This is a genomic window from Clostridium sp. CM037 (assembly GCF_055081095.1).
The window spans coordinates 2,921,125-2,939,497 of sequence record NZ_CM143650.1 but is presented as its reverse complement, the minus strand read 5'-3'; the positions used below and the strand labels follow the sequence as shown (position 1 = coordinate 2,939,497).

Here is an 18,373-nt window from a genome sequence, read left to right as displayed (position 1 = left end):
ATTCGGGTACAGCTGACATACGTGGTGCGTCCCGACAGGGCGTATATTCTAGCAGGTGGGAATCCTGTCAAGGTAAGATTTAGCAAATCGCTTTGTATCGAGTCTTAGAGATGTTGCGGTAACGTAACATTTTAAGCGTAGACAGAAAGTTAGCGAGGTAGAATTGACTGGGTGTGCGACCTTTTTAGTTAGCGAAAACGTTGTGTAGTAGTGATGATAAGCTTTCTAGGCTGATAGAATAGTTACTTAAGAAATGGTTTCTGTTAGTTAACTGATATTTTCGAGTCCGGCATAGGAGCCAATAATCTTATGGATACTGAGGCTTACTAATACTCCTGCCAGCGTTGCAGTAATGTAATGTTGCGAAGCATAGGTGAAGACGGAGACACTGGCTGTAAAGTCACACTTCGGGTACTGTTGCATATGAATATAATTTCCTTGTTGTTAAATTTCGTAATCAATGATGCCTATCCCTAGTTCAGATGGGAGGTTGAATTAATTTTTCTACTTCAATGTATATACCTGGGTACAGATGGAGGATAGCCTTATGGTGGTTATAGATTAGGTGTAAAACCTAACCAGGTAAGAACTGAGAAAAACGGAGTAAAGAGGAGTTCTAAGTGCAATATTTAAGGAAAATATATCGGTAAAGGTGATTGACCTAACGGATAAGGATTAATAAGTCGATTCTGTAATGTTTGAGGACTAGTTGCACCGAAAGGGTAAGCTAAGAAAGAATATTAATAGGTTAACAGAGGGGCCGTAGTACCGCTTGGATATCATATCAAGAAATGTGGTAAAGGAAAGGGCCTTAGACGTTTTAGTGTATAAAATTATTTTTGTAAATTCTAATTCGCCAAATTAGATGAAAGAGACTATTCGTACAGAAAGGAGGTGGAGACTCCTATGAGTACAAACAATATTTATTATGTAGATATGAAAAAAAGATTTGAAAATTTCCAGAATAATAGAATAGATATGCGTAAACTGCACGAATTAGTTTGCTCGGAAGAGAATGTTATGTTAGCAGTAAGACAATTAGGGAAAAGTAAAGGTCGTATGACAAAAGGCCCTGATGGCTCAAACTATGATACTTTAACGGAACGATGTTTTTGTGAACTAGCAGTAATAGTTAGAGAGAGACTATATAACAAGAAAATGGATTATGTAAAACGAGTGTATATTCCTAAGGGGAATGGAAAGAGAAGACCAATAGGTATTTGCAGTGTGTGGGACAAACTAGTTGAGAAATGTATACAATTAGTTCTAGAACCGTACTGCGAAACTAAATTTGTTCCTAGTTCATTTGGATTTAGGGAGCAAGTATCTACACATAATGCAATAGCTAAAGTTAAAAATCAATGCACAACTATGCCTTATGTATTATCAGTTGATATGGAAGACTATTTTGGAACATTAGATGCTGATGTAATGTATAGAGAGTTATGGAGTATCGGTATTAAAGATAAAGTGATTTTGAATTATATATATCGTTTCATTAAAAAAGGATACTTTGAAAAAGGGTGTAAGATATATGACCCTAAAGGAAGTGCACAAGGAAGTATATTAGGACCTTTACTATCTAATATTTATTTGCATAGATTTGACGTTTGGTTAAGAGACCAAGGTGATGATTGGCATGATAAGAGTACGAAAAAGTTTGTTAATAGTAATGGTAACTGTAGAAGAAATATGAGATATACTAATTTGAAAATTGGTATTCATGTAAGATATGCTGACGATATACTTATACTTTGTGAAAGTAAATATCACGCTGAAAAATTTAAATATAGCGTAAATAGGTACTTAACAAAGAACTTGAAATTGAAAATCAATCAAAATAAGACGAAAATATATGATTTGAATAATGATAAAATGAAATATCTAGGATATAACTTTAGTTTAAGGAAAGTGAATAATAAATATAATAAGACTAGAAATATGCATTGTGTCAATGACTTACCAGAAGATAAAGCAGATATAATTGTTAATGAATGTAGAATAAAGTTGAGTAAGATTAAGAAAGAACCTAAATATGAAAACATAATGGCTTGGAATATCTATATAATAGGGTTACATAACTATTTTAGAGGGATGAATGAATTTAACGAAAGCTTTGGAAAGCTAGGATGGCGGATTTACAAGAAATTTTATAACACAATGGAGGATAAAACTACATTTACAACTAATCAAGAATTTAAGGATAACTTTATGAATGGAAAATATAATAGTTGGGGTAAAACTGGATACTATTTGTATGGAAGTAGTAAAATTCCTATAGTGCAGATAGGTTGGGCTAATTGGGATAGTAATCTAACACATGCTATTAGAGGTAAAGTAACTAGGCCTAACCCATATGATTATGGAGAAAAGAAAAATCATAAACCTGGAGTTTCACTGGAAGATATAAAATATCTAGTAGAAAATTCGAAGTGGTCAAATGAGAGCAGTAAGTATTGTGAGTTTAGAATTAGCAAATATAGTAGTTGCAAAGGTAAAAGCTATTTGTCGGGCGATTTTGTGTCTGTTGAAGAATATCATTGTCACCATAAAACACCACGTGGTAAAAACGGCAAAGATACGTTTACCCGTACAGTTTGGGAGAGGGGAAAAAGCCGAGGTAAAAATATCGGAGCTTTACCTATTCTCATGGTAACCCAGCAGTGAATGGTATTGAGCTTCGAAAAGTTGGTCAATGATGTGGCAGAAACGTTCACGTACGTGGAAAGCAACATTTATTTGTGCGTTAAAGCGAGTGCAAATAAACGCATCCGTAGTCAGAGGCCCTACCTAGCTAAACATTGAGAATATACGGAAACTCGGGGAGATCCTACTTGGTCTTTTCAAATGAAAAGTATGCAGTACAAACTGAAGAAGTAAGGAACGCAAATGCTAGTAGGAAGTCGGATACTCTCATAGTACTAAAGATAACGGGTAATTCCGGAGGAAGGAAGGAGAGTAACATATGAAATCGCTTAAAAGAGAAACACTGCCCAGGTTTAGAACTGGAATAACAGTGAGAACAAAACTTGTAAGCATAGCACAAGTAGCTCGCAGAAATAAAGAAGCAAAATTCTGTTCATTGGCTTATTTAATGAACAAGAATACTTTAACAGAATCATTCAATAGACTGAATGGCTCGGCCTCTGCGGGTATAGATAAGGAAACTAAAGAAAGTTATAGGAAAAACCTAGATGAAAATTTGAATAACTTAGTAATCAAATTAAAGAAAGGAAGCATAAGCAACCTTATGCTAGATATTGGGCATCTGATGGTGTAAGAGTTAGAACAGGAGTTGAAACTTTAAATGCATCTTATAATCCACTTTTGATGATATATTGAAACTTGCCCATTCAATAAAACAAGGTAAAGTATCAGCATCATTAATAATGAGTAAATTAGGCTCCTATTCAAGACAAAATGGTTTAGCGAAGGCATTAAGTGAAATTGGAAAGATAGAAAAAACAATCTTCATATTAGATTATCTTTCGGATGAGAATTTCAGAAGAAAAATCAATACGGGATTAAATAAAGGTGAAGCAATAAATGCTTTGGCTAGAGCTTTATTTTTTGGAAAACACGGAATGCTTTATGATAAAGATATTCAAGGACAAGTACAAAGAGCTACTGCTCTCAGCATGATTATAAATTCAATAACTCTTTGGAATACATTATATTTACCTAAAGTTATTGAGAAACTAAAAGAAACAGAAGAAGTTAATGAATTATATATGAAGCATATTTCTCCTTTAGGATGGGAACATATAAATTTTATTGGACAGTATAGTTTTGATGATAATTATGATTATGATTTAGTAAATAATATGAGACCATTAAAAGCAATCTAATAAAAAAACAGTTACCTATTTCAATTATTGAATTTATGGTAACTGTTTTTTCTTAATGGGACTTTTGCACAAATTGCGAGCACTACCCCATTATAGTATCATATGGATACTATAATGAAGAAGAAAATTTACAGTTAAGAATATTGCACATCAGGTAAAAGTAACTTACTATGATAGAACATTATTTACTTTAAAATTATTTTATTTTTAATGTATAGTAAAATATTTATTGTAACATTATCTATATAACCAATGGTCTCAATGACAAGAGAAAATAATTTCCAAGATGATCAGCTATATTATACTCTTTCATTCGGCAGTAAAATGGTAAATATGCTACCTTTTCCAAGTTCGCTCTGCACTTCTATGGTACCGCCGAACAGCTCTACAATTCGTTTTACAATGGCAAGACCCAGGCCATTTCCCGCTTTGGAGTGAGAAGTATCGCCCTGATAAAATTTATCGAAAATGTGAGCTTTAGTCTGTTCATCCATACCGGCTCCATTGTCCTGAATGGAAAACCGGATGCCACCGGTTGAATTTAAAAGACTTACACTGATAAGTCCTCCCTGATAAGAGAATTTGACTGCATTATCCAACAGATTAATCCAGATTTGCTGTGTTAAGTCGTCGTTTCCGTTAAAAATCACTTTATCCAGTTCTACATTTACAAAAATCTCTTTTACAGACCACTTCGGTTCTGTCATAATAATTGACCTTCTGATCTGCTCATCCAGTCTAAATAGGGATTTATCTGAAATGATTTCAACGTATTCATATTTAGACAGATTAAGAACATTGGTGGAAAGTTCCGCCAGACGTTCAGATTCAGCAATAATAATATCAAGGTATTCTTGTTTTTCTTCCTCACTGAGATTACTGTTTTTAAGCAACTTGGCAAAACCTCGGATGGATACAATGGGTGTTTTGAATTCGTGGGAAAAGTTATTGACAAAATCCCTGCGGAGCATTTCGAGGGATGACAGATCATGTATCATTTTATTGAAGCTCTGTGATAATTCTTCCAACTCGCCGACGCCTTTGATATCCAGGTGAGGGCTAAAATCACCCTCGGCGATCTTGTGTGTGGCGTCAATCACTTTGCGGATGGGACCCAGCGCTTTTTTACTAAAAAAAATGGTGATTGTTATTCCAAGAAAAATACAGAACCCGATTAGTGCAAATAAAAATCCGTAAAGTTTGTCTCCGCGTATGTTCGTACTGTCGGTGTTTGATAATGAAAGCAAACCTATATGGTGAAATACCATCATAATGAATATAGTCAACATGAGTGCTGATATCATGACTGCAAAAACAAACAATACTAGTGAGGTGGTAAGGTTCAACTTTTTTTTGATTACATTTTGGTGTTTCATACCTTTTTAACCGCTTTATATCCGATCCCGCGCACCGTTATAATTTCAAACTCCGTCCAATCCCTGAACCTGTCCCTTAAGCGGTTAATATGCACATTAAGTGTGTGGTCATCGGTTTCGGATTCCATTCCCCATATCTCATCCATGAGCTGTAAACGGGTAAATATCATGTTTGGGTATGAGAGCAGCTTGAATAAAAGGTAAAATTCCTTTTGCGGCAGTGTAAACACTTCATGCTCACGGGATACGGTAAGCGTATCATAATCAAGCACTGCTTCGCCGATAGTGAGCTTATGATCACTTGATATTTGTGACCTGCGGAGTAGCGCTTTGATGCGCAGCACCATTTCCCGCTCATCAACGGGTTTGATCATATAATCATCTGTGCCAGCAATAAAACCCTGTCGTTTGTCCTTCGGAGCCTGTCTTGCTGTCACCATTAAAATCGGCAGGTTTTTCCACGATAGTCGAAGCTGTCTTGTCAGCTCGTATCCGCCCATGTTTGGCATCATTAAATCCAGAATAACAAGATCAACGTGCTGTTTATCCATAATTTCAAGTGCGGCTACACCATCATTCGCTTGCAATGTTTCAAATCCATTTTGTTTTAAAACTGCGCACATCAGTTTTCTTGTGTTTGTATCATCTTCAACAACTAATATTCTGACCATTATGAACACCTCCATTTATATAAGTATAGCATAAAATAATGACTCTAAAATATCAACTGAATATCAACAGAAATTGTGATTTTTGTTGATATTCAGTTGATATTTATCTAGTAAACTAATGCATATAACGCAAAAGGAAGTGAATTCTATGTTGAACTCAAACTAAATAATGTACAAAGAAACTATAGGAACGGAGAAAATGTTGCCATTTTGAAAGAATTGTCATGAGGATTTGTTTTCCAAATCCATATCATGAATTGGGCATCAAACCTCATTGTGGAATGTTGAGATTGCTTTATTATGATGTGATCTATAAAGAATGTAAAAAAAAGCAAGCTGTTGGAATAATAAAAATTAGCGGGCATGAACGGCATGACCCTTCAGGAAAGGAGAAAATAAATTTGGAATATATAGAAGTAAGTCATTTGACTAAGGATTATGGTCATGGAAGAGGAATATATGATGTTAGTTTTAAGGTCTCAAAGGGTGAGACTTTAGGTTTTCTTGGGCCAAATGGTGCAGGAAAATCTACAACGATGAGACAGCTTATGGGATTTTCAAAACCGCAAAGTGGAACCGCAGAAATATTAGGAATGAACTGCAGTGAAAAGTATAGTGAAATATTGAAGCATGTAGGTTATCTTCCAGGTGAAGTTGCACTTCCTGATGGACAAACAGGATGGCAGTTCATAAAAATGATGCAGGGATTACGTAAAAACGGAAATAATGATGAAAGAATTAAGTATCTTATAGACAGATTTCATATGGATCCTTCACCAAATGTGAAACTTATGAGTATAGGGGAAAAAAGGAAACTGGCTGTTATTGCAGCCTTTATGGGTGATCCTGATGTATTACTTTTGGATGAACCCACAAGTGGTCTGGATCCAGTTATGCAAGAAGAGTTTATTAATTTTATTCATGATGAAAAGGAAAGATATTAACAATTCTTAATGCAATAGATGTAAAACATGGATTAAGGAAAGAATTTAATGTCATTCTCAAAACAAAGGATGAATATAATCATTTTTTAAATGAAGGATTTGAAATAACTTATAAAAATGATAAATCTAATAAAGTTGTAATAGTTATGGAAGATGCAATGACAAATAAATTCCTAGAAACGATTGCAAAATACAATGTTACTGGGTTTTCAGAGGCTTCTATAAGTCTTGAAGATTTTTTTATGCATTTCTATAAGAATGATAAAACGTTTGGAGGTGTTAAAAGTGGAAGAAATCATAAAAGTTGAACACATTACCAAGGATTACAGTAATGGAAGAGGAATCTTCGATTTTAATTTTAGCGTTAAGAGAGGCCAGATATATGGGCTTGTAGGAACAAACGGTAGTGGAAAAACAACTACACTTCGTAGTATGATGGGATTCGTAAAGTCTGATAAGGGCAATGTTTCCATACTTGGCATGGATGCATGGAAAGACGCTTTTGAGATTAAGAAGTTTATAGGTTATGTTCCTGGTGAAATTGATTTTCCTGACGTTGGTACTGGGACTACATTTTTAAAACTCCAGGCAGAATTTCTTGGTATAAAAGATATGACATATACTAATGAACTTATAGATATGTTTAAACTTGATACAGATGCAGAACTTAGAAGAATGAGTAAGGGGATGAAGCAAAAAACTGCATTAGTTGCAGCATTTATGTCAAAACCAGATATTCTTTTGTTGGATGAACCATCTACTGGGCTTGATCCTCTTATGAGGGATATGCTCATTGAGCTTATTCTTGAACATAAGCGTTTAGGTAAGACAGTATTCATGAGCAGTCATATTTTTAAGGAACTGGAAGCCACATGTGATGCTGTTGCATTCATACATAATGGCCATTTTATAAATTTTGTAGAAAGGTCAATGCGTGATCCAGACATGGCTAAGATCTACAAGGTTGGATTTGAGGATACAAATGAATATGAGAAATTTGCAAACAGCAAAAAATTTAAGATACATCGTAAGAATGATAACTATAAACATCTAATGCTGTTTGTAGATGATGGCAACATAAATGAACTGTTTGCCGAACTTGCAAAATACAACATACGATATATCAAATATATCCCATATACATTGGAATTCTATTATACACAAATTATTGAAAAGGAAATAAAGATACAGGAGGGAAATAAAAATGTTTAGTTTACCATTATTTAAGCAGTCAATAAAATCAAATTGGGGAATTTGGCTTGTTATGACAGTTATTATGGATTTAATTCTTTTACAGCTTACGTCCATGGAAGGAATTGCTAGTTCAGGATTGGTTGATACAATGTTTTACGGCATGCTTGGTATAGTACTTCCTACTATTTATGTAATGGTTACAGCGAATAAACTTCTTGCAGCACAGGTTGACAAGGGTTCAATGGCATATATACTTTCAACACCGACAAAACGTTCAACTGTAGCATCTACACAAATAATATTTATGCTTCTTTCGCTGTCGGTAATGTTTTTATCTACAACACTTGTTCATACCATTACTAGTGTAGTTATTCAAGACAGTATTGCATTAAAAACAGTTATTGAACTAAATCTTGGTGCATTTGTATGTGTAGCTGCATTGGGCGGAATCTGTTTTATGTTTTCAGGAATATTTAATCTTTCCAAAAATGCTACAAGTTCAGGCGGATTAATTTGTATAATATTTATGATGTTTAATATGCTGAAAATGTTCTCAGACTCTGGTGTTAAAGGATTTGATAGCTTTAAATATTTTACAATAGTATCTTTATTTGATGTAGAGGGTATCACTTCGGGGGGGAATGCATGGATATGGAAAATATGTCTTCTTCTTTGTATAGCAGTAATTACTTATACAGTCGGTTCGATTTCATTTCAAAAAAAAGATTTACCCTTATAGAAACAATTAATATTAAAAAATGTATTTGTAATAAGAATTATATCCTAATGTTGAAATTTCTTGATAGTAATAAAAATAGTTAAAGACTTTGAAAAGATTCCAAAATTGCAATCTACGATAAAGAAAACATGAGTAAAATCCAAATGGCAATTGAGTTTATAAAATCCTTACCACAACCAGCGAATAAATGTTATGTTTTATGTGATAGTTGGTTCATATGGGGAGCCGGATGCCTAAGTGCGACAAGAAGTGGCTTCTTCTTGTAATAATATTAGTGCAGAGTAATCTGCTGTCTTAGTAGTAAAGACATTCCCATCTGAAACTGCGTCAGAAGTAACTCTGGGGTGGGTTGCATGAGGAAAAGCCTAATTGATTATCTAATATCCAAGATGGTCATGGGCAAGGGAAAGAATGGTAAGGTCTATGATTAAGCGTCGTTAACGGCAGCAATAGATAGGATATGATTAGATATTGCATTACAGATAGGAAAATGCAACTTTGGACGTGCATATGCAACTACCCAAATATCTGTCGGTGTATTGATTAGACCTAACCCATTCGCAACTAATGGAAGTCAAACTTGATAAGCCCTATGGAGTCCATGGAAATGGTAGGTCGACCGTAAGGAAGATACAACTCTTTAGAGGGTAAAGGAACGTTAGAAAAAGCAAAAGCTACTATGGTGTAAACCAACAGAAATAAGAAATAACTGTGTAGATAATGTCAAATGACATACCCGAAAGGGTGCCGACTTCTAACTGGTGTACAACACGGAATAAAGCGAAAAGTAAAAGAACTACAAAGATTGCTGAAACCTTTGATAGAGATAGATTAGCTAAGACATATAATAATGGAATTTCTAGTGCTTTACCAGTAGAAAACGTAAATGCCTTTGGTGCTGGTGGGATTTATTCAAGTGCAGAAGATTTATGTACTTTTGCAACAACTTTCACTAAAAATTCAAATGGAATCCCTAAAGGCGATGGAGAATAAGGAATATCTAAAAGGTATTTGGTCAGAAGATACTGATAATACATTGGGCTACGGATTAGGCTGGGATAGCGTAAATTTCTATCCATAATTCGTAAAAGAGATAAATGGGAAAATTTATATTAAGCAAACCGGCTATGCAACTTTTCCATTTCTAGGTCAAACAATATCAAGTTTGTATGTAGCACAAAAAGAGGATGTAAATAAATTAACAGAAAGTGTTTCACAAGCTTGGGCAAAAAGAGAGGGTAAGAAATATTTCTTAATAAACGAAAAATACTCTTCATTAATGTATATGTTGGCATGTCCCGATGTACAAGTTAGCCTTACGAAAGGTCCTGAGGGATATGTTCTCTCAAATAAAATTGTAGATAATAATTCAGCCGTTGCTATCTTAGATGGTCCAGGTGTATTGTCACGTGACCTATTGGACTACACAATTTATAAAAAGGTTAAAGATTGAATCTATTTATTTTTAGTTTATTTTTTGTTGAAAATCTATAGATAATAAGGAGCTATAGGTACAGCTCCTCTGAATTTTTATAAAACGGGTGGACAAAAAAGTTTAGACGATGAAAGTGGATATAAAATCAAACCAACTAATTAAGAAATCCATTATTAGTTCTTCCCGATCATATCTGACTTTTATTTTTACCATAATAACAACCTCCTTGTTCTAAAGAGGTTGTTATTATAGTACTTTATGTGTTAACTAATGTTGAATCCCATATATGTTTGGAAGTTCTGGGGGGGTGTAGTCCCGGTACAGAAATTCATATCCAAGAGGAGAAAGTCGCTTTACGTCATCATGTTTCAATAGATGACCTGCATTTCTGATAGCATCCAATGCCTTTTGAAGATGAGATGTTATATTTAACAATAAGAAAGACCCATCTAGCGTCGAGGCCACTGAAAAAAGCACTCTCTTTTCAGTAAGTTTTTTAGGCTTGAACAGAAAAAACATGAAATACCCATATTTTTGGATGTTTCATGCTTTTTCTTTTTATATTTTTATATTTAAGTTAAAAAAGCCTTATTTCATGCCTTTCAACTTGATTATTCTCTTTAGATTCACAGTGAAGATTGATAACGCACCTTGCATTTGCATGCTAATTAAACCTGACGATGTTGCTACATCATAGCCATGCTGGTGCTTAAGTTCACTGTTTTTAGCCTCTATCATATAACGTTCTCTAGCACGTTTTTTAAAATACTCACTTTTTTCGAACTCTATTTGATCTTTGTGAGTATTTGACTTTATTGAAACCGAATAAGTTTTAGATTTAGCACCTTCTTTATAGCACCCATCTTTATGAACACAATTTTTACACTTTTCTACATTAAAATAGTAAGTTAGCACTTGATTTTTACCAACATTCTTCTTTCCCTGTTTTGCTTTTTTAATAGCCATATGGCCTGCCGGACATACAAATAAACCAGCATCTTTATTAAACTCAAATTCATCTTCTTTTTTTCGCATTCCTTGTGAAATTACAGGATTTAGTCTTGAAATTAATACAATTTTATTTTCTTTTGTATATTTTAAGTTTTTCATTTCAGAATAAGCTGTATCTCCAATTACTTCATTAACATCTATACCAGCCTCACGGCTTTTTTCTATTAAGGCTATGAGCTCCTTTCCATCACTTTTTTCGCCAGTTGTAATAACAGCTGCTGTAATTAAACGTTCTTCACTCATAGCAAGGTGTGATTTATATCCAAAAAAAGAACTATCTTCAGTTTTATGCCCCACTTTTGCATCCTCATCTTTTGATAGTTTTAGATTTTCTAAGTCATCATTAATAGCTTCCATTAAGTAGTTTAATTTAGTTTTCACAGCTGGATTTGCTGCAGTTTCTGGCTTCTCGTTTATGCTATCAATTAATAATTTGCAGTACTCAAGAATATCTTCAAGTACTCCAGTTGTAACTTTATTAGGTAACTCTTCTTTAATACCAGGATGTACTCCATACAATGTTTTTCTTAAGTTTTTTGCACGTTTCAATAATTCTTCGCTCGCTGACTTTTGGTTATAACGTGACTTGGTATGCGTAGCATCAACTATTATTGCTTTACTTTTTAAAACTCCCTCTTTTATAGCAAGTTCTACAGTCTTGTTTATTAATAAATCCAATAAATTCATGTCTTTAAGGCGAAGCTTTCTAAATTTAGTTAATGTACTTGAGTTTATTAAATTTGTTTCTTCTGGGGCTAAATTTAGAAAATATTTAAAGGACATATCATAAAGAGTTCTTTCAACAACATCTTCATCAGACAATTCATATATTACTTTCAAAAGTAAATATTTAAATAGCATTATGGGGTTAATAGCACCTCTACCCATAGATGAACTATAGTTAACCACCAATTCATCATAAACAAATGAAAAGTCAACAAGGTCATTAATTTGCTTTAAAATGTTATCTTCCGGAATAATTAACGAATATAAGCTATGGTATGTATTTATTTTTATTTCCAATTGTCCTTTTAGCATAATAGTATAGCCCCTTTTATTTTAGTCTACTATACTAATTCGACATATCTTTTAAAATTCCTTTTTGTTTTTAGTCTTTTACATAAAAAAAATCGCCATCTTTAATTCGATGACGATTTTTTTTATAGTTTTTCAGTGGCCTCCTAGCGTCAGATGGGTCTTTTAATATTATTTTATGGGCTGTAGCTTCTTTATATTTAACTGACTTTCTCGTATCCATTTCTTAGTATAGCAATAGTTATAAAAATCAATAGAAAAATATTAACAATAGTTGAAATACACATGGTAATTAATCTTTTCTTAACGGAAAGCATGGTATAAGAATAGAAAACTTAGTTGTTGTGGAGGAAATTGAAAACACAATATTTCATTATAAAGTGACTAACTAAGCTAATGCTAAAAAACCTAGTTTCTATGAATTTTGAAATAGACATGGATTTGACAGGGAAAATTATGGCTAAGGCACGCGGTAATAATATACCAACGGTAGAAGTAAGCACAAGTTTCCTTAAAAAATACGATAGAGAATATGAATTAGATCACGGCAGCATAGTTCCACTGTATTTTGTTGTTGATAGGTATAATTCTTTTAAACTTGTTCATATTACCTATGGGGGGCTTAGTCCTATACAGTTATATAAATTTGGTAAACTCATTAAAGAGGCAATAGAGGAGAGCAATGAAAATGCCGTATTTATTGGAAGTGGTGATCTTTCACATCATCTTAAAGATGAAGGGCCTTATGATTATAATCCCTATGGAAAAGTGTTTGATGCCGAAATAATAAGTCTATTAACAAAAGGTGATGTAGCAGGGGTATTTAATATAAATCCAGAAATGGTTGAAAATGCTGGAGAATGTGGCTTAAGGTCTTATTATATAATGATTGGAGCAATGGAAGGTAATGAAATAAAGGGAGAACTCCTTTCCTATGAAGGCACCTTCGGGGTGGGCTATGCAGTAATGAAATTTGACCTTAAAAACAGTGATAGAGATATATTATCAGAAATTACTAATGAAAAAAGAAAAAAATATGAGGAAAGAGTAAATAACGAAGATGTTTATGTTAGGCTTGCCAGAGAAAGTCTTACTCATTATCTAATAGAGGGTAATTTCATGGATCAACCAAGCTATGTAACAGAGGAAATGATAAATAATAAAAGAGGGGTATTTGTGTCTCTTAAAAAATTTGGACAGTTAAGGGGCTGCATAGGTACAATTTTTCCCGTAACAGAAAGTGTAGCAAGTGAAATAATGCGAAATGCCATTGAAGCAGGAGAAGGGGACCCAAGGTTTAGTCATGTATCGGAGGGAGAACTTGAGGATATTGTGTTTTCCGTAGATGTTTTAACGGAGCCTATAGCAGCTTTAAAAGAACAACTAGATCCAAAAAAATATGGAGTTATTGTGAGAAGCGGTAGAAAGAGTGGACTACCATTACCAGATCTTGCTGGTGTTAAGACCATAGAGGAGCAGATAAGTATAGTATTAAATAAAGCATCAATTTCCCCAAATGAAAAATATTCTATAGAAAAGTTTGAGGTTATAAGGCATAAATAGGAGTGGTAATTATGGAAAAAGAAGCTTTGTTTTATGAAAAACAAGGAGAGGTAGTTTATTGCAAACTTTGCCCTCATAATTGCCATATTCCAGCAGGCGGTCATGGCATATGTAATGTACGGGTAAATAGCAAGGGAAAACTTTATACGATAAATTATGGAGAAATAACTTCTATGGCTCAAGATCCCATAGAAAAAAAACCACTATATCATTTTAAGCCAGGAAGCAACATACTTTCTGTAGGAAGCTTTGGCTGCAATTTTAGCTGTGGTTTTTGCCAAAATTACTCCATATCCCAAGGGAGAGCAAAGAGCGAATATGTACCACCAGAAAAGTTAGTGGAAATATGCAAAAGTCTGGAAGGGAATATTGGAATAGCATTTACATATAATGAACCTTCTATTTGGTATGAATATGTATACAATTCATCAAAACTATTAAAAGAAACAGTAAAAGATATAAATATAGTGGTGGTTACGAATGGCTATATTAAAGAAGAACCTCTAAAGATACTTCTTCCATATGTGGATGCTATGAATATTGATTTAAAAGCGTTAAATAACAAGTATTATAAGGATATATGTGGAGGCAGTGTGACACCTGTTATGGATACTATTAAAATAGCATCAAAACAGTGTCATGTAGAGGTAACTACTCTACTCGTAAATGGAGAAAATGATTCTGCAGAAGAAATTGAGGGAATTGCAGGATTTATTGCCTCATTAAATAAAGATATTCCACTTCATTTATCAAGATATTTTCCAAACTATAAGATGGATAATCCTGCTACAAAAGTTGAGGTAATGTATAAAGATAGGTATACAGCAAAAAAATATCTTAACTATGTATATTTAGGTAATGTAGCAGGCACGGATAACTCAACTTATTGCCCAAAGTGCAGTTACAAGCTTATTGCAAGAGAGGGATACCGGCTCCATGTTAATACTAGTGATGATATATGTCAAAAGTGTGGTTATAAAATAAATATTATACTTTAAATTAACAATAATATCCAAAGCTAAATTTATTTTGCAGAAATATAGTTTGGAGATTTTATTTCACGAGGTTTAATAGATGTTGAGGTACCCAACCACCTACATTCAAACTAATAAAAAAGCCACAGTAAAAAATGTACTGTGGCTTTTTTGATTCAATATAACATCTTGGTTTTTTCACACCAATATACTTAACTTCCCCTATTTATACAATTCTTTAACTGCTTTTCTTGTTTCAATTAAAATTTCTTCAACTTCTTTTATATTATTTCTAACCATGCCTATAAATAACATATCTATTATTGCTAGCTGTGATATTCTCGAGCTAATTGCACCTTCCCTTAAAGATTTTTCTACTGCTGGCACACGTAATACTACATCTGAGATATCAGCTATCTTATTATTTACACTAGCCTTTGTTATTGCTATTACTGGAACCTTCCTCTTTTTTGCATTTTCTACACATTTAATAACTTCTCTTGTTTCCCCTGAGTAGGATATTGCTATTGCTACATCACCTGGCTCCATTAATATAGATGAGGTTATTTGCAAATGTGTATCTGTATGTGATATACATCTCTTATTTATCCTGCTTAACTTATAATAAAGATCTTGACCAACTAAAGCTGATACTCCTACACTAAATATATATATATTTTTAGCATTTATAAGTAATTCTATTGCATTATCTAGTTCTTCTTCCTTTAACAATCTAACTGTCTGTTCCATGATAGAGGCTACTGAATTTTTTATTACATGAATTATATTTTTTGTTCCTAAATCTTTATCTAAGTATTGAAACCTTATTTCTTGATCCATTTTATCTAAATTTATAGATAACTTAAGCTTCATTTCATTTAAGCTATTAAAACCTATTTTTTTAGCAAACCTAACAACTGTTGGAGCTGATGTTTTAGTAGTATAGGCTATATCCTTAGCTGACATTGATATGATACTTTCCTTAGTTTCTAATAAATAATCTGCTATTAATTTTTCACTATCTGTAAAACTATCGTAATTTTGCCTTATATATTGTAATACGTTCATAATATCACGCCCTATTTACATTTGATGGTAGCTCTAATTATTTACTATATTAAAGTAAAATTTTCTACCACCCTTTATATATTTTAATAGATAAATATGCTTTTGTAAAACAGAAGCTACAACATTTGTCCTATAATCACTCTTTTGACTTGTTTTTAATATTTGTAATTCTCCCATATACCTCATATAATTTTCGTTATCTATAATAATATCTCCATAATTTTTATCCACTGTATTTAATGCCTTTATTTTATTTTCATTAAGAATTAATCTACTTTCACTAGCTCTTATAGCATCTCTAGCCTCATCTTCTCTTTGGGTGTAAGTTTCAGTAAGTAACATTAGGGTTACAGTATCGCATTCTTTTAATTCTATAAAAAGCTCTACTGCATCTGGATTTAATCCAGATAAATCTTCTAGTTCTTTTTTGCTTGGAAGTGAATCACCTATAAATACAGATTTATTTCCTAATGCAAACAAATGATTCGCAGCCTCTCTTACCTTTATATCTCTATGATCTTCTAAACTTGGTAATCCATCATATAATGGACCTCTTTTTCTATTATTTGATTGTACAAAAGCAGAAGCTTCTATTCCTCTTTTACTTAAAATAGTATTTTTCTCTTTCATACATTCTTCTGAAATACCTGTACCCACTCTTGGATAAAAATTATGTAATGCATCAATATTTTTGTAGTTAGGGGGATATCTATCTAGGTTTTCAAAAAAATCTTTAGTTATTGTTGATGCATTTAGTTGAATTTTAATTCCATAAGTGTTTTTGCTCATTTTAGATATTTCTTCTTCTGTATATCCAAAATCTATTCTTATAGTCTTAACCCCCATATCAAATAGTCCCTTCAAATCCATATCATTTAAGTCTAAAAACTTAAATGTGTTAGGAGAAATATCACTTATTATATCCATATTATATTTTTTAGCCAACTTGAAAAATTCTTGTGCCTCAGTCTTTAAGATGCTATAATTTGCCTCTGGTATATGAAATGAGGTAAATATTCTAGTAAATCCAAGTTTATGAGCATCATTTAATAACTTTATATTTTCTTCCTTTGTATTGTCTAGTCCAAAATAAATAGAAAAACCATAACTCATAAAAATCCCTCCTTCAAATCATAAATTGCTATTCTACTGGATCTTCAAAACCTAACATGTTAGTAAAGAAATATCCACCTATATAGGATACCAATACACCTAATAAGAATACTGGCATTTTTCCATTTGCAATTAATAATGCGAGTGGTAATCCTGATACACCTAATGCAACTGCTCCTACCTTAAATATTGCCATAACCGCTCCACCTAGTGCTGCTCCAAAACAAGCCCCAACAAATGGCTTTCCAAGTGGTAATGTTACTCCATATATTAATGGCTCTCCTATTCCTAAAAATCCTGGTATTAATCCATTTTTAGCTACTTTCCTTAATCTTTCATTTTTTGTTTTTCGGAGTACTGCTATAGTAGCTCCTACTTGTGCCATTCCAGCTGTTGCTAATATAGGAAGTAATACTGTAAATCCAACATTAGCTATTAAATCTGCATGTATTGGAGTTAATGCTTGGTGCATTCCTGTCATAACGAGTGGTAAGAATAACCCTCCTGATATTGCTCCTGATATAACTGATATTATCATATTATCTGATGCTATGGTTTGAGCTACGACTAAACCTATACTATCTGAAATAAATCCCCCTATTGGTTGGAGTATAAATAATGCTACTAAAACTGAAATTGTAAGTGTAACGAGTGGTGTAACGAATAAATCCAATACATCGGGTACAAACTTCCTACAAACCTTTTCAATGTAACAAGCTAAACTTACTACTAATATTACTGAAATAATTCCCCCACGTCCTGGAGTTAATGCTGTTCCAAAAAGAGTTATCGTTGCAAGTGCTGGCGATGAAAGGATACCACCTAATACTCCACCCATCATTGGCATTTGTGAACCGAATTCTTTAGCTGCATTTACACCAACTAAAATTGATAATATAGAGAATACTCCATTGCCTATAAGAGCTATTATTTGAGCTGCAGTTGTGGTTTTATATACATCTCCAAAATATACTCCTGCTATATTATTAACCGCAAGTACAAGCCCAGAAGCTACGAATAGTGGTATTAAGGGAATAAATATATTCCCTAGTTTTTTTAGTATGTTTTTAAACTTAGTATCATTCTTTTCTTTTAATTTACTTTTAGTTTCTGCTACTGCATCTTCCCCTAAAACTACATTTCCCCCAAGTATTTTTGTGACTTCTTCAGTTACCTTATTTACCTTGCCTGGTCCATAAATAACTTGTAATTGTCCCTCGGACTCAACCACTCCAAGGGCTCCTTCAGATTTTTTTATTTCATCTATTTTAGCTTTTGAAAAATCTTTAAGTTCTAATCTGCATCGCGTCATACAGTTTGTAACAGATTTTATATTATTTTTCCCTCCAACTAGCTCCACTAAATTTTTAGCTATATCTTTATTTACCATAATATTTCCTCC

Annotated in this window: 17 protein-coding genes; 11 read left to right on the top strand and 6 right to left on the bottom strand. The window is 33.1% G+C overall.

Translation table 11 applies throughout. The annotated features are described in order from the left end of the window. Window positions 1–906: 906 nt before the first annotated feature. The 3 genes from ACWJKP_RS14195 (at window position 907) to ACWJKP_RS14185 (ending at window position 3,848) form a co-directional block, all read left to right on the top strand. Window positions 907–2,667: a reverse transcriptase domain-containing protein gene (locus tag ACWJKP_RS14195; RefSeq protein ID WP_224578852.1), complete on the top strand. Its 1,761-nt coding sequence runs from the start codon at window positions 907–909 to the stop codon at window positions 2,665–2,667. A gap of 298 nt (window positions 2,668–2,965) precedes the next feature. Further along, complete coding sequence (locus ACWJKP_RS14190) at window positions 2,966–3,280, top strand: hypothetical protein (protein WP_165415014.1); 315 nt, start codon at window positions 2,966–2,968, stop codon at window positions 3,278–3,280. A 58-nt stretch (window positions 3,281–3,338) separates the two neighbouring features. Beyond that, window positions 3,339–3,848, top strand: a complete 510-nt coding sequence (locus ACWJKP_RS14185) for a Tn3 family transposase (protein WP_165415015.1) — start codon at window positions 3,339–3,341, stop codon at window positions 3,846–3,848. A gap of 299 nt (window positions 3,849–4,147) precedes the next feature. Here the strand turns inward: ACWJKP_RS14185 and ACWJKP_RS14180 are convergent, their stop codons facing one another. Together ACWJKP_RS14180 and ACWJKP_RS14175 are read right to left on the bottom strand one after the other, a co-directional pair. Further along, window positions 4,148–5,224: a sensor histidine kinase gene (locus ACWJKP_RS14180; RefSeq protein WP_462961229.1), complete on the bottom strand. Its 1,077-nt coding sequence runs from the start codon at window positions 5,222–5,224 to the stop codon at window positions 4,148–4,150. After that, complete coding sequence (locus ACWJKP_RS14175; RefSeq protein ID WP_462961228.1) at window positions 5,221–5,895, bottom strand: response regulator transcription factor; 675 nt, start codon at window positions 5,893–5,895, stop codon at window positions 5,221–5,223. Before ACWJKP_RS14175 ends, ACWJKP_RS14180 begins: the two co-directional genes overlap by 4 nt. Before the next feature lie 224 nt (window positions 5,896–6,119). Between ACWJKP_RS14175 and ACWJKP_RS14170 the strand changes: the two genes are divergently transcribed. The 6 genes from ACWJKP_RS14170 to ACWJKP_RS14145 all read left to right on the top strand — a co-directional run bounded on the left by ACWJKP_RS14170 (window position 6,120) and on the right by ACWJKP_RS14145 (window position 10,225). Further along, entirely contained in the window at window positions 6,120–6,839 is a 720-nt protein-coding gene (locus tag ACWJKP_RS14170) for an ABC transporter ATP-binding protein (RefSeq protein WP_462961227.1), read from the top strand. 158 nt (window positions 6,840–6,997) lie between these two features. Further along, window positions 6,998–7,147 (top strand): hypothetical protein, encoded by a 150-nt coding sequence (locus tag ACWJKP_RS14165; RefSeq protein WP_462961226.1) that lies wholly within the window; start codon window positions 6,998–7,000, stop codon window positions 7,145–7,147. After that, on the top strand, window positions 7,125–8,051 hold the full coding sequence (locus ACWJKP_RS14160; protein WP_462961225.1) for an ABC transporter ATP-binding protein: 927 nt from the start codon (window positions 7,125–7,127) through the stop codon (window positions 8,049–8,051). Before ACWJKP_RS14165 ends, ACWJKP_RS14160 begins: the two co-directional genes overlap by 23 nt. Further along, on the top strand, window positions 8,044–8,772 hold the full coding sequence (locus tag ACWJKP_RS14155) for a hypothetical protein (protein WP_462961224.1): 729 nt from the start codon (window positions 8,044–8,046) through the stop codon (window positions 8,770–8,772). Before ACWJKP_RS14160 ends, ACWJKP_RS14155 begins: the two co-directional genes overlap by 8 nt. A 720-nt stretch (window positions 8,773–9,492) precedes the next feature. Beyond that, window positions 9,493–9,765, top strand: coding sequence for a hypothetical protein (locus ACWJKP_RS14150; protein ID WP_165415036.1), 273 nt, complete (start codon window positions 9,493–9,495; stop codon window positions 9,763–9,765). Window positions 9,766–9,937: 172 nt separating this feature from the next. Next, entirely contained in the window at window positions 9,938–10,225 is a 288-nt protein-coding gene (locus tag ACWJKP_RS14145; protein ID WP_165415035.1) for a hypothetical protein, read from the top strand. A gap of 570 nt (window positions 10,226–10,795) precedes the next feature. Here the strand turns inward: ACWJKP_RS14145 and ACWJKP_RS14140 are convergent. Beyond that, window positions 10,796–12,256: an IS1182 family transposase gene (locus ACWJKP_RS14140; RefSeq protein WP_224578778.1), complete on the bottom strand. Its 1,461-nt coding sequence runs from the start codon at window positions 12,254–12,256 to the stop codon at window positions 10,796–10,798. 393 nt (window positions 12,257–12,649) lie between these two features. Between ACWJKP_RS14140 and amrA the strand changes: the two genes are divergently transcribed. Beyond that, window positions 12,650–13,816 carry an AmmeMemoRadiSam system protein A gene (gene amrA, locus ACWJKP_RS14135; protein ID WP_165413797.1) on the top strand — a complete coding sequence of 389 codons (1,167 nt, stop codon included), beginning with the start codon at window positions 12,650–12,652 and terminating at the stop codon, window positions 13,814–13,816. An 11-nt stretch (window positions 13,817–13,827) separates the two neighbouring features. Next, window positions 13,828–14,814 carry an AmmeMemoRadiSam system radical SAM enzyme gene (gene amrS, locus ACWJKP_RS14130; RefSeq protein WP_165413798.1) on the top strand — a complete coding sequence of 329 codons (987 nt, stop codon included), beginning with the start codon at window positions 13,828–13,830 and terminating at the stop codon, window positions 14,812–14,814. Window positions 14,815–15,012: 198 nt separating this feature from the next. On the opposite strand, the gene ACWJKP_RS14125 is transcribed toward amrS, so the two are convergent. Genes ACWJKP_RS14125 through ACWJKP_RS14115 form a run of 3 tightly spaced genes read right to left on the bottom strand, consistent with a single transcriptional unit; the run spans window position 15,013 to window position 18,361 of the window. Then, complete coding sequence (locus ACWJKP_RS14125) at window positions 15,013–15,858, bottom strand: MurR/RpiR family transcriptional regulator (protein ID WP_165413799.1); 846 nt, start codon at window positions 15,856–15,858, stop codon at window positions 15,013–15,015. A 33-nt stretch (window positions 15,859–15,891) separates the two neighbouring features. Next, window positions 15,892–16,971, bottom strand: a complete 1,080-nt coding sequence (locus ACWJKP_RS14120) for a DUF871 domain-containing protein (RefSeq protein ID WP_462961223.1) — start codon at window positions 16,969–16,971, stop codon at window positions 15,892–15,894. A gap of 28 nt (window positions 16,972–16,999) precedes the next feature. Further along, window positions 17,000–18,361, bottom strand: a complete 1,362-nt coding sequence (locus ACWJKP_RS14115; RefSeq protein WP_165413801.1) for a PTS transporter subunit EIIC — start codon at window positions 18,359–18,361, stop codon at window positions 17,000–17,002. Window positions 18,362–18,373: the final 12 nt, after the last annotated feature.

Excerpts from the sequence above, each read along its gene's own strand:
- ACWJKP_RS14190 (WP_165415014.1), top strand. The coding sequence starts at position 2,966 with ATGAAATCGCTTAAAAGAGAAACACTGCCCAGGTTTAGAACTGGAATA.
- ACWJKP_RS14120 (WP_462961223.1), bottom strand. The coding sequence starts at position 16,971 with ATGAGTTATGGTTTTTCTATTTATTTTGGACTAGACAATACAAAGGAA.
- ACWJKP_RS14140 (WP_224578778.1), bottom strand. The coding sequence starts at position 12,256 with ATGCTAAAAGGACAATTGGAAATAAAAATAAATACATACCATAGCTTA.
- ACWJKP_RS14165 (WP_462961226.1), top strand. The coding sequence starts at position 6,998 with ATGACAAATAAATTCCTAGAAACGATTGCAAAATACAATGTTACTGGG.
- ACWJKP_RS14125 (WP_165413799.1), bottom strand. The coding sequence starts at position 15,858 with ATGAACGTATTACAATATATAAGGCAAAATTACGATAGTTTTACAGAT.
- ACWJKP_RS14115 (WP_165413801.1), bottom strand. The coding sequence starts at position 18,361 with ATGGTAAATAAAGATATAGCTAAAAATTTAGTGGAGCTAGTTGGAGGG.
- ACWJKP_RS14170 (WP_462961227.1), top strand. The coding sequence starts at position 6,120 with ATGAGGATTTGTTTTCCAAATCCATATCATGAATTGGGCATCAAACCT.
- ACWJKP_RS14195 (WP_224578852.1), top strand. The coding sequence starts at position 907 with ATGAGTACAAACAATATTTATTATGTAGATATGAAAAAAAGATTTGAA.
- ACWJKP_RS14180 (WP_462961229.1), bottom strand. The coding sequence starts at position 5,224 with ATGAAACACCAAAATGTAATCAAAAAAAAGTTGAACCTTACCACCTCA.
- ACWJKP_RS14150 (WP_165415036.1), top strand. The coding sequence starts at position 9,493 with ATGTCAAATGACATACCCGAAAGGGTGCCGACTTCTAACTGGTGTACA.
- amrS (WP_165413798.1), top strand. The coding sequence starts at position 13,828 with ATGGAAAAAGAAGCTTTGTTTTATGAAAAACAAGGAGAGGTAGTTTAT.
- ACWJKP_RS14155 (WP_462961224.1), top strand. The coding sequence starts at position 8,044 with ATGTTTAGTTTACCATTATTTAAGCAGTCAATAAAATCAAATTGGGGA.
- ACWJKP_RS14175 (WP_462961228.1), bottom strand. The coding sequence starts at position 5,895 with ATGGTCAGAATATTAGTTGTTGAAGATGATACAAACACAAGAAAACTG.
- amrA (WP_165413797.1), top strand. The coding sequence starts at position 12,650 with ATGCTAAAAAACCTAGTTTCTATGAATTTTGAAATAGACATGGATTTG.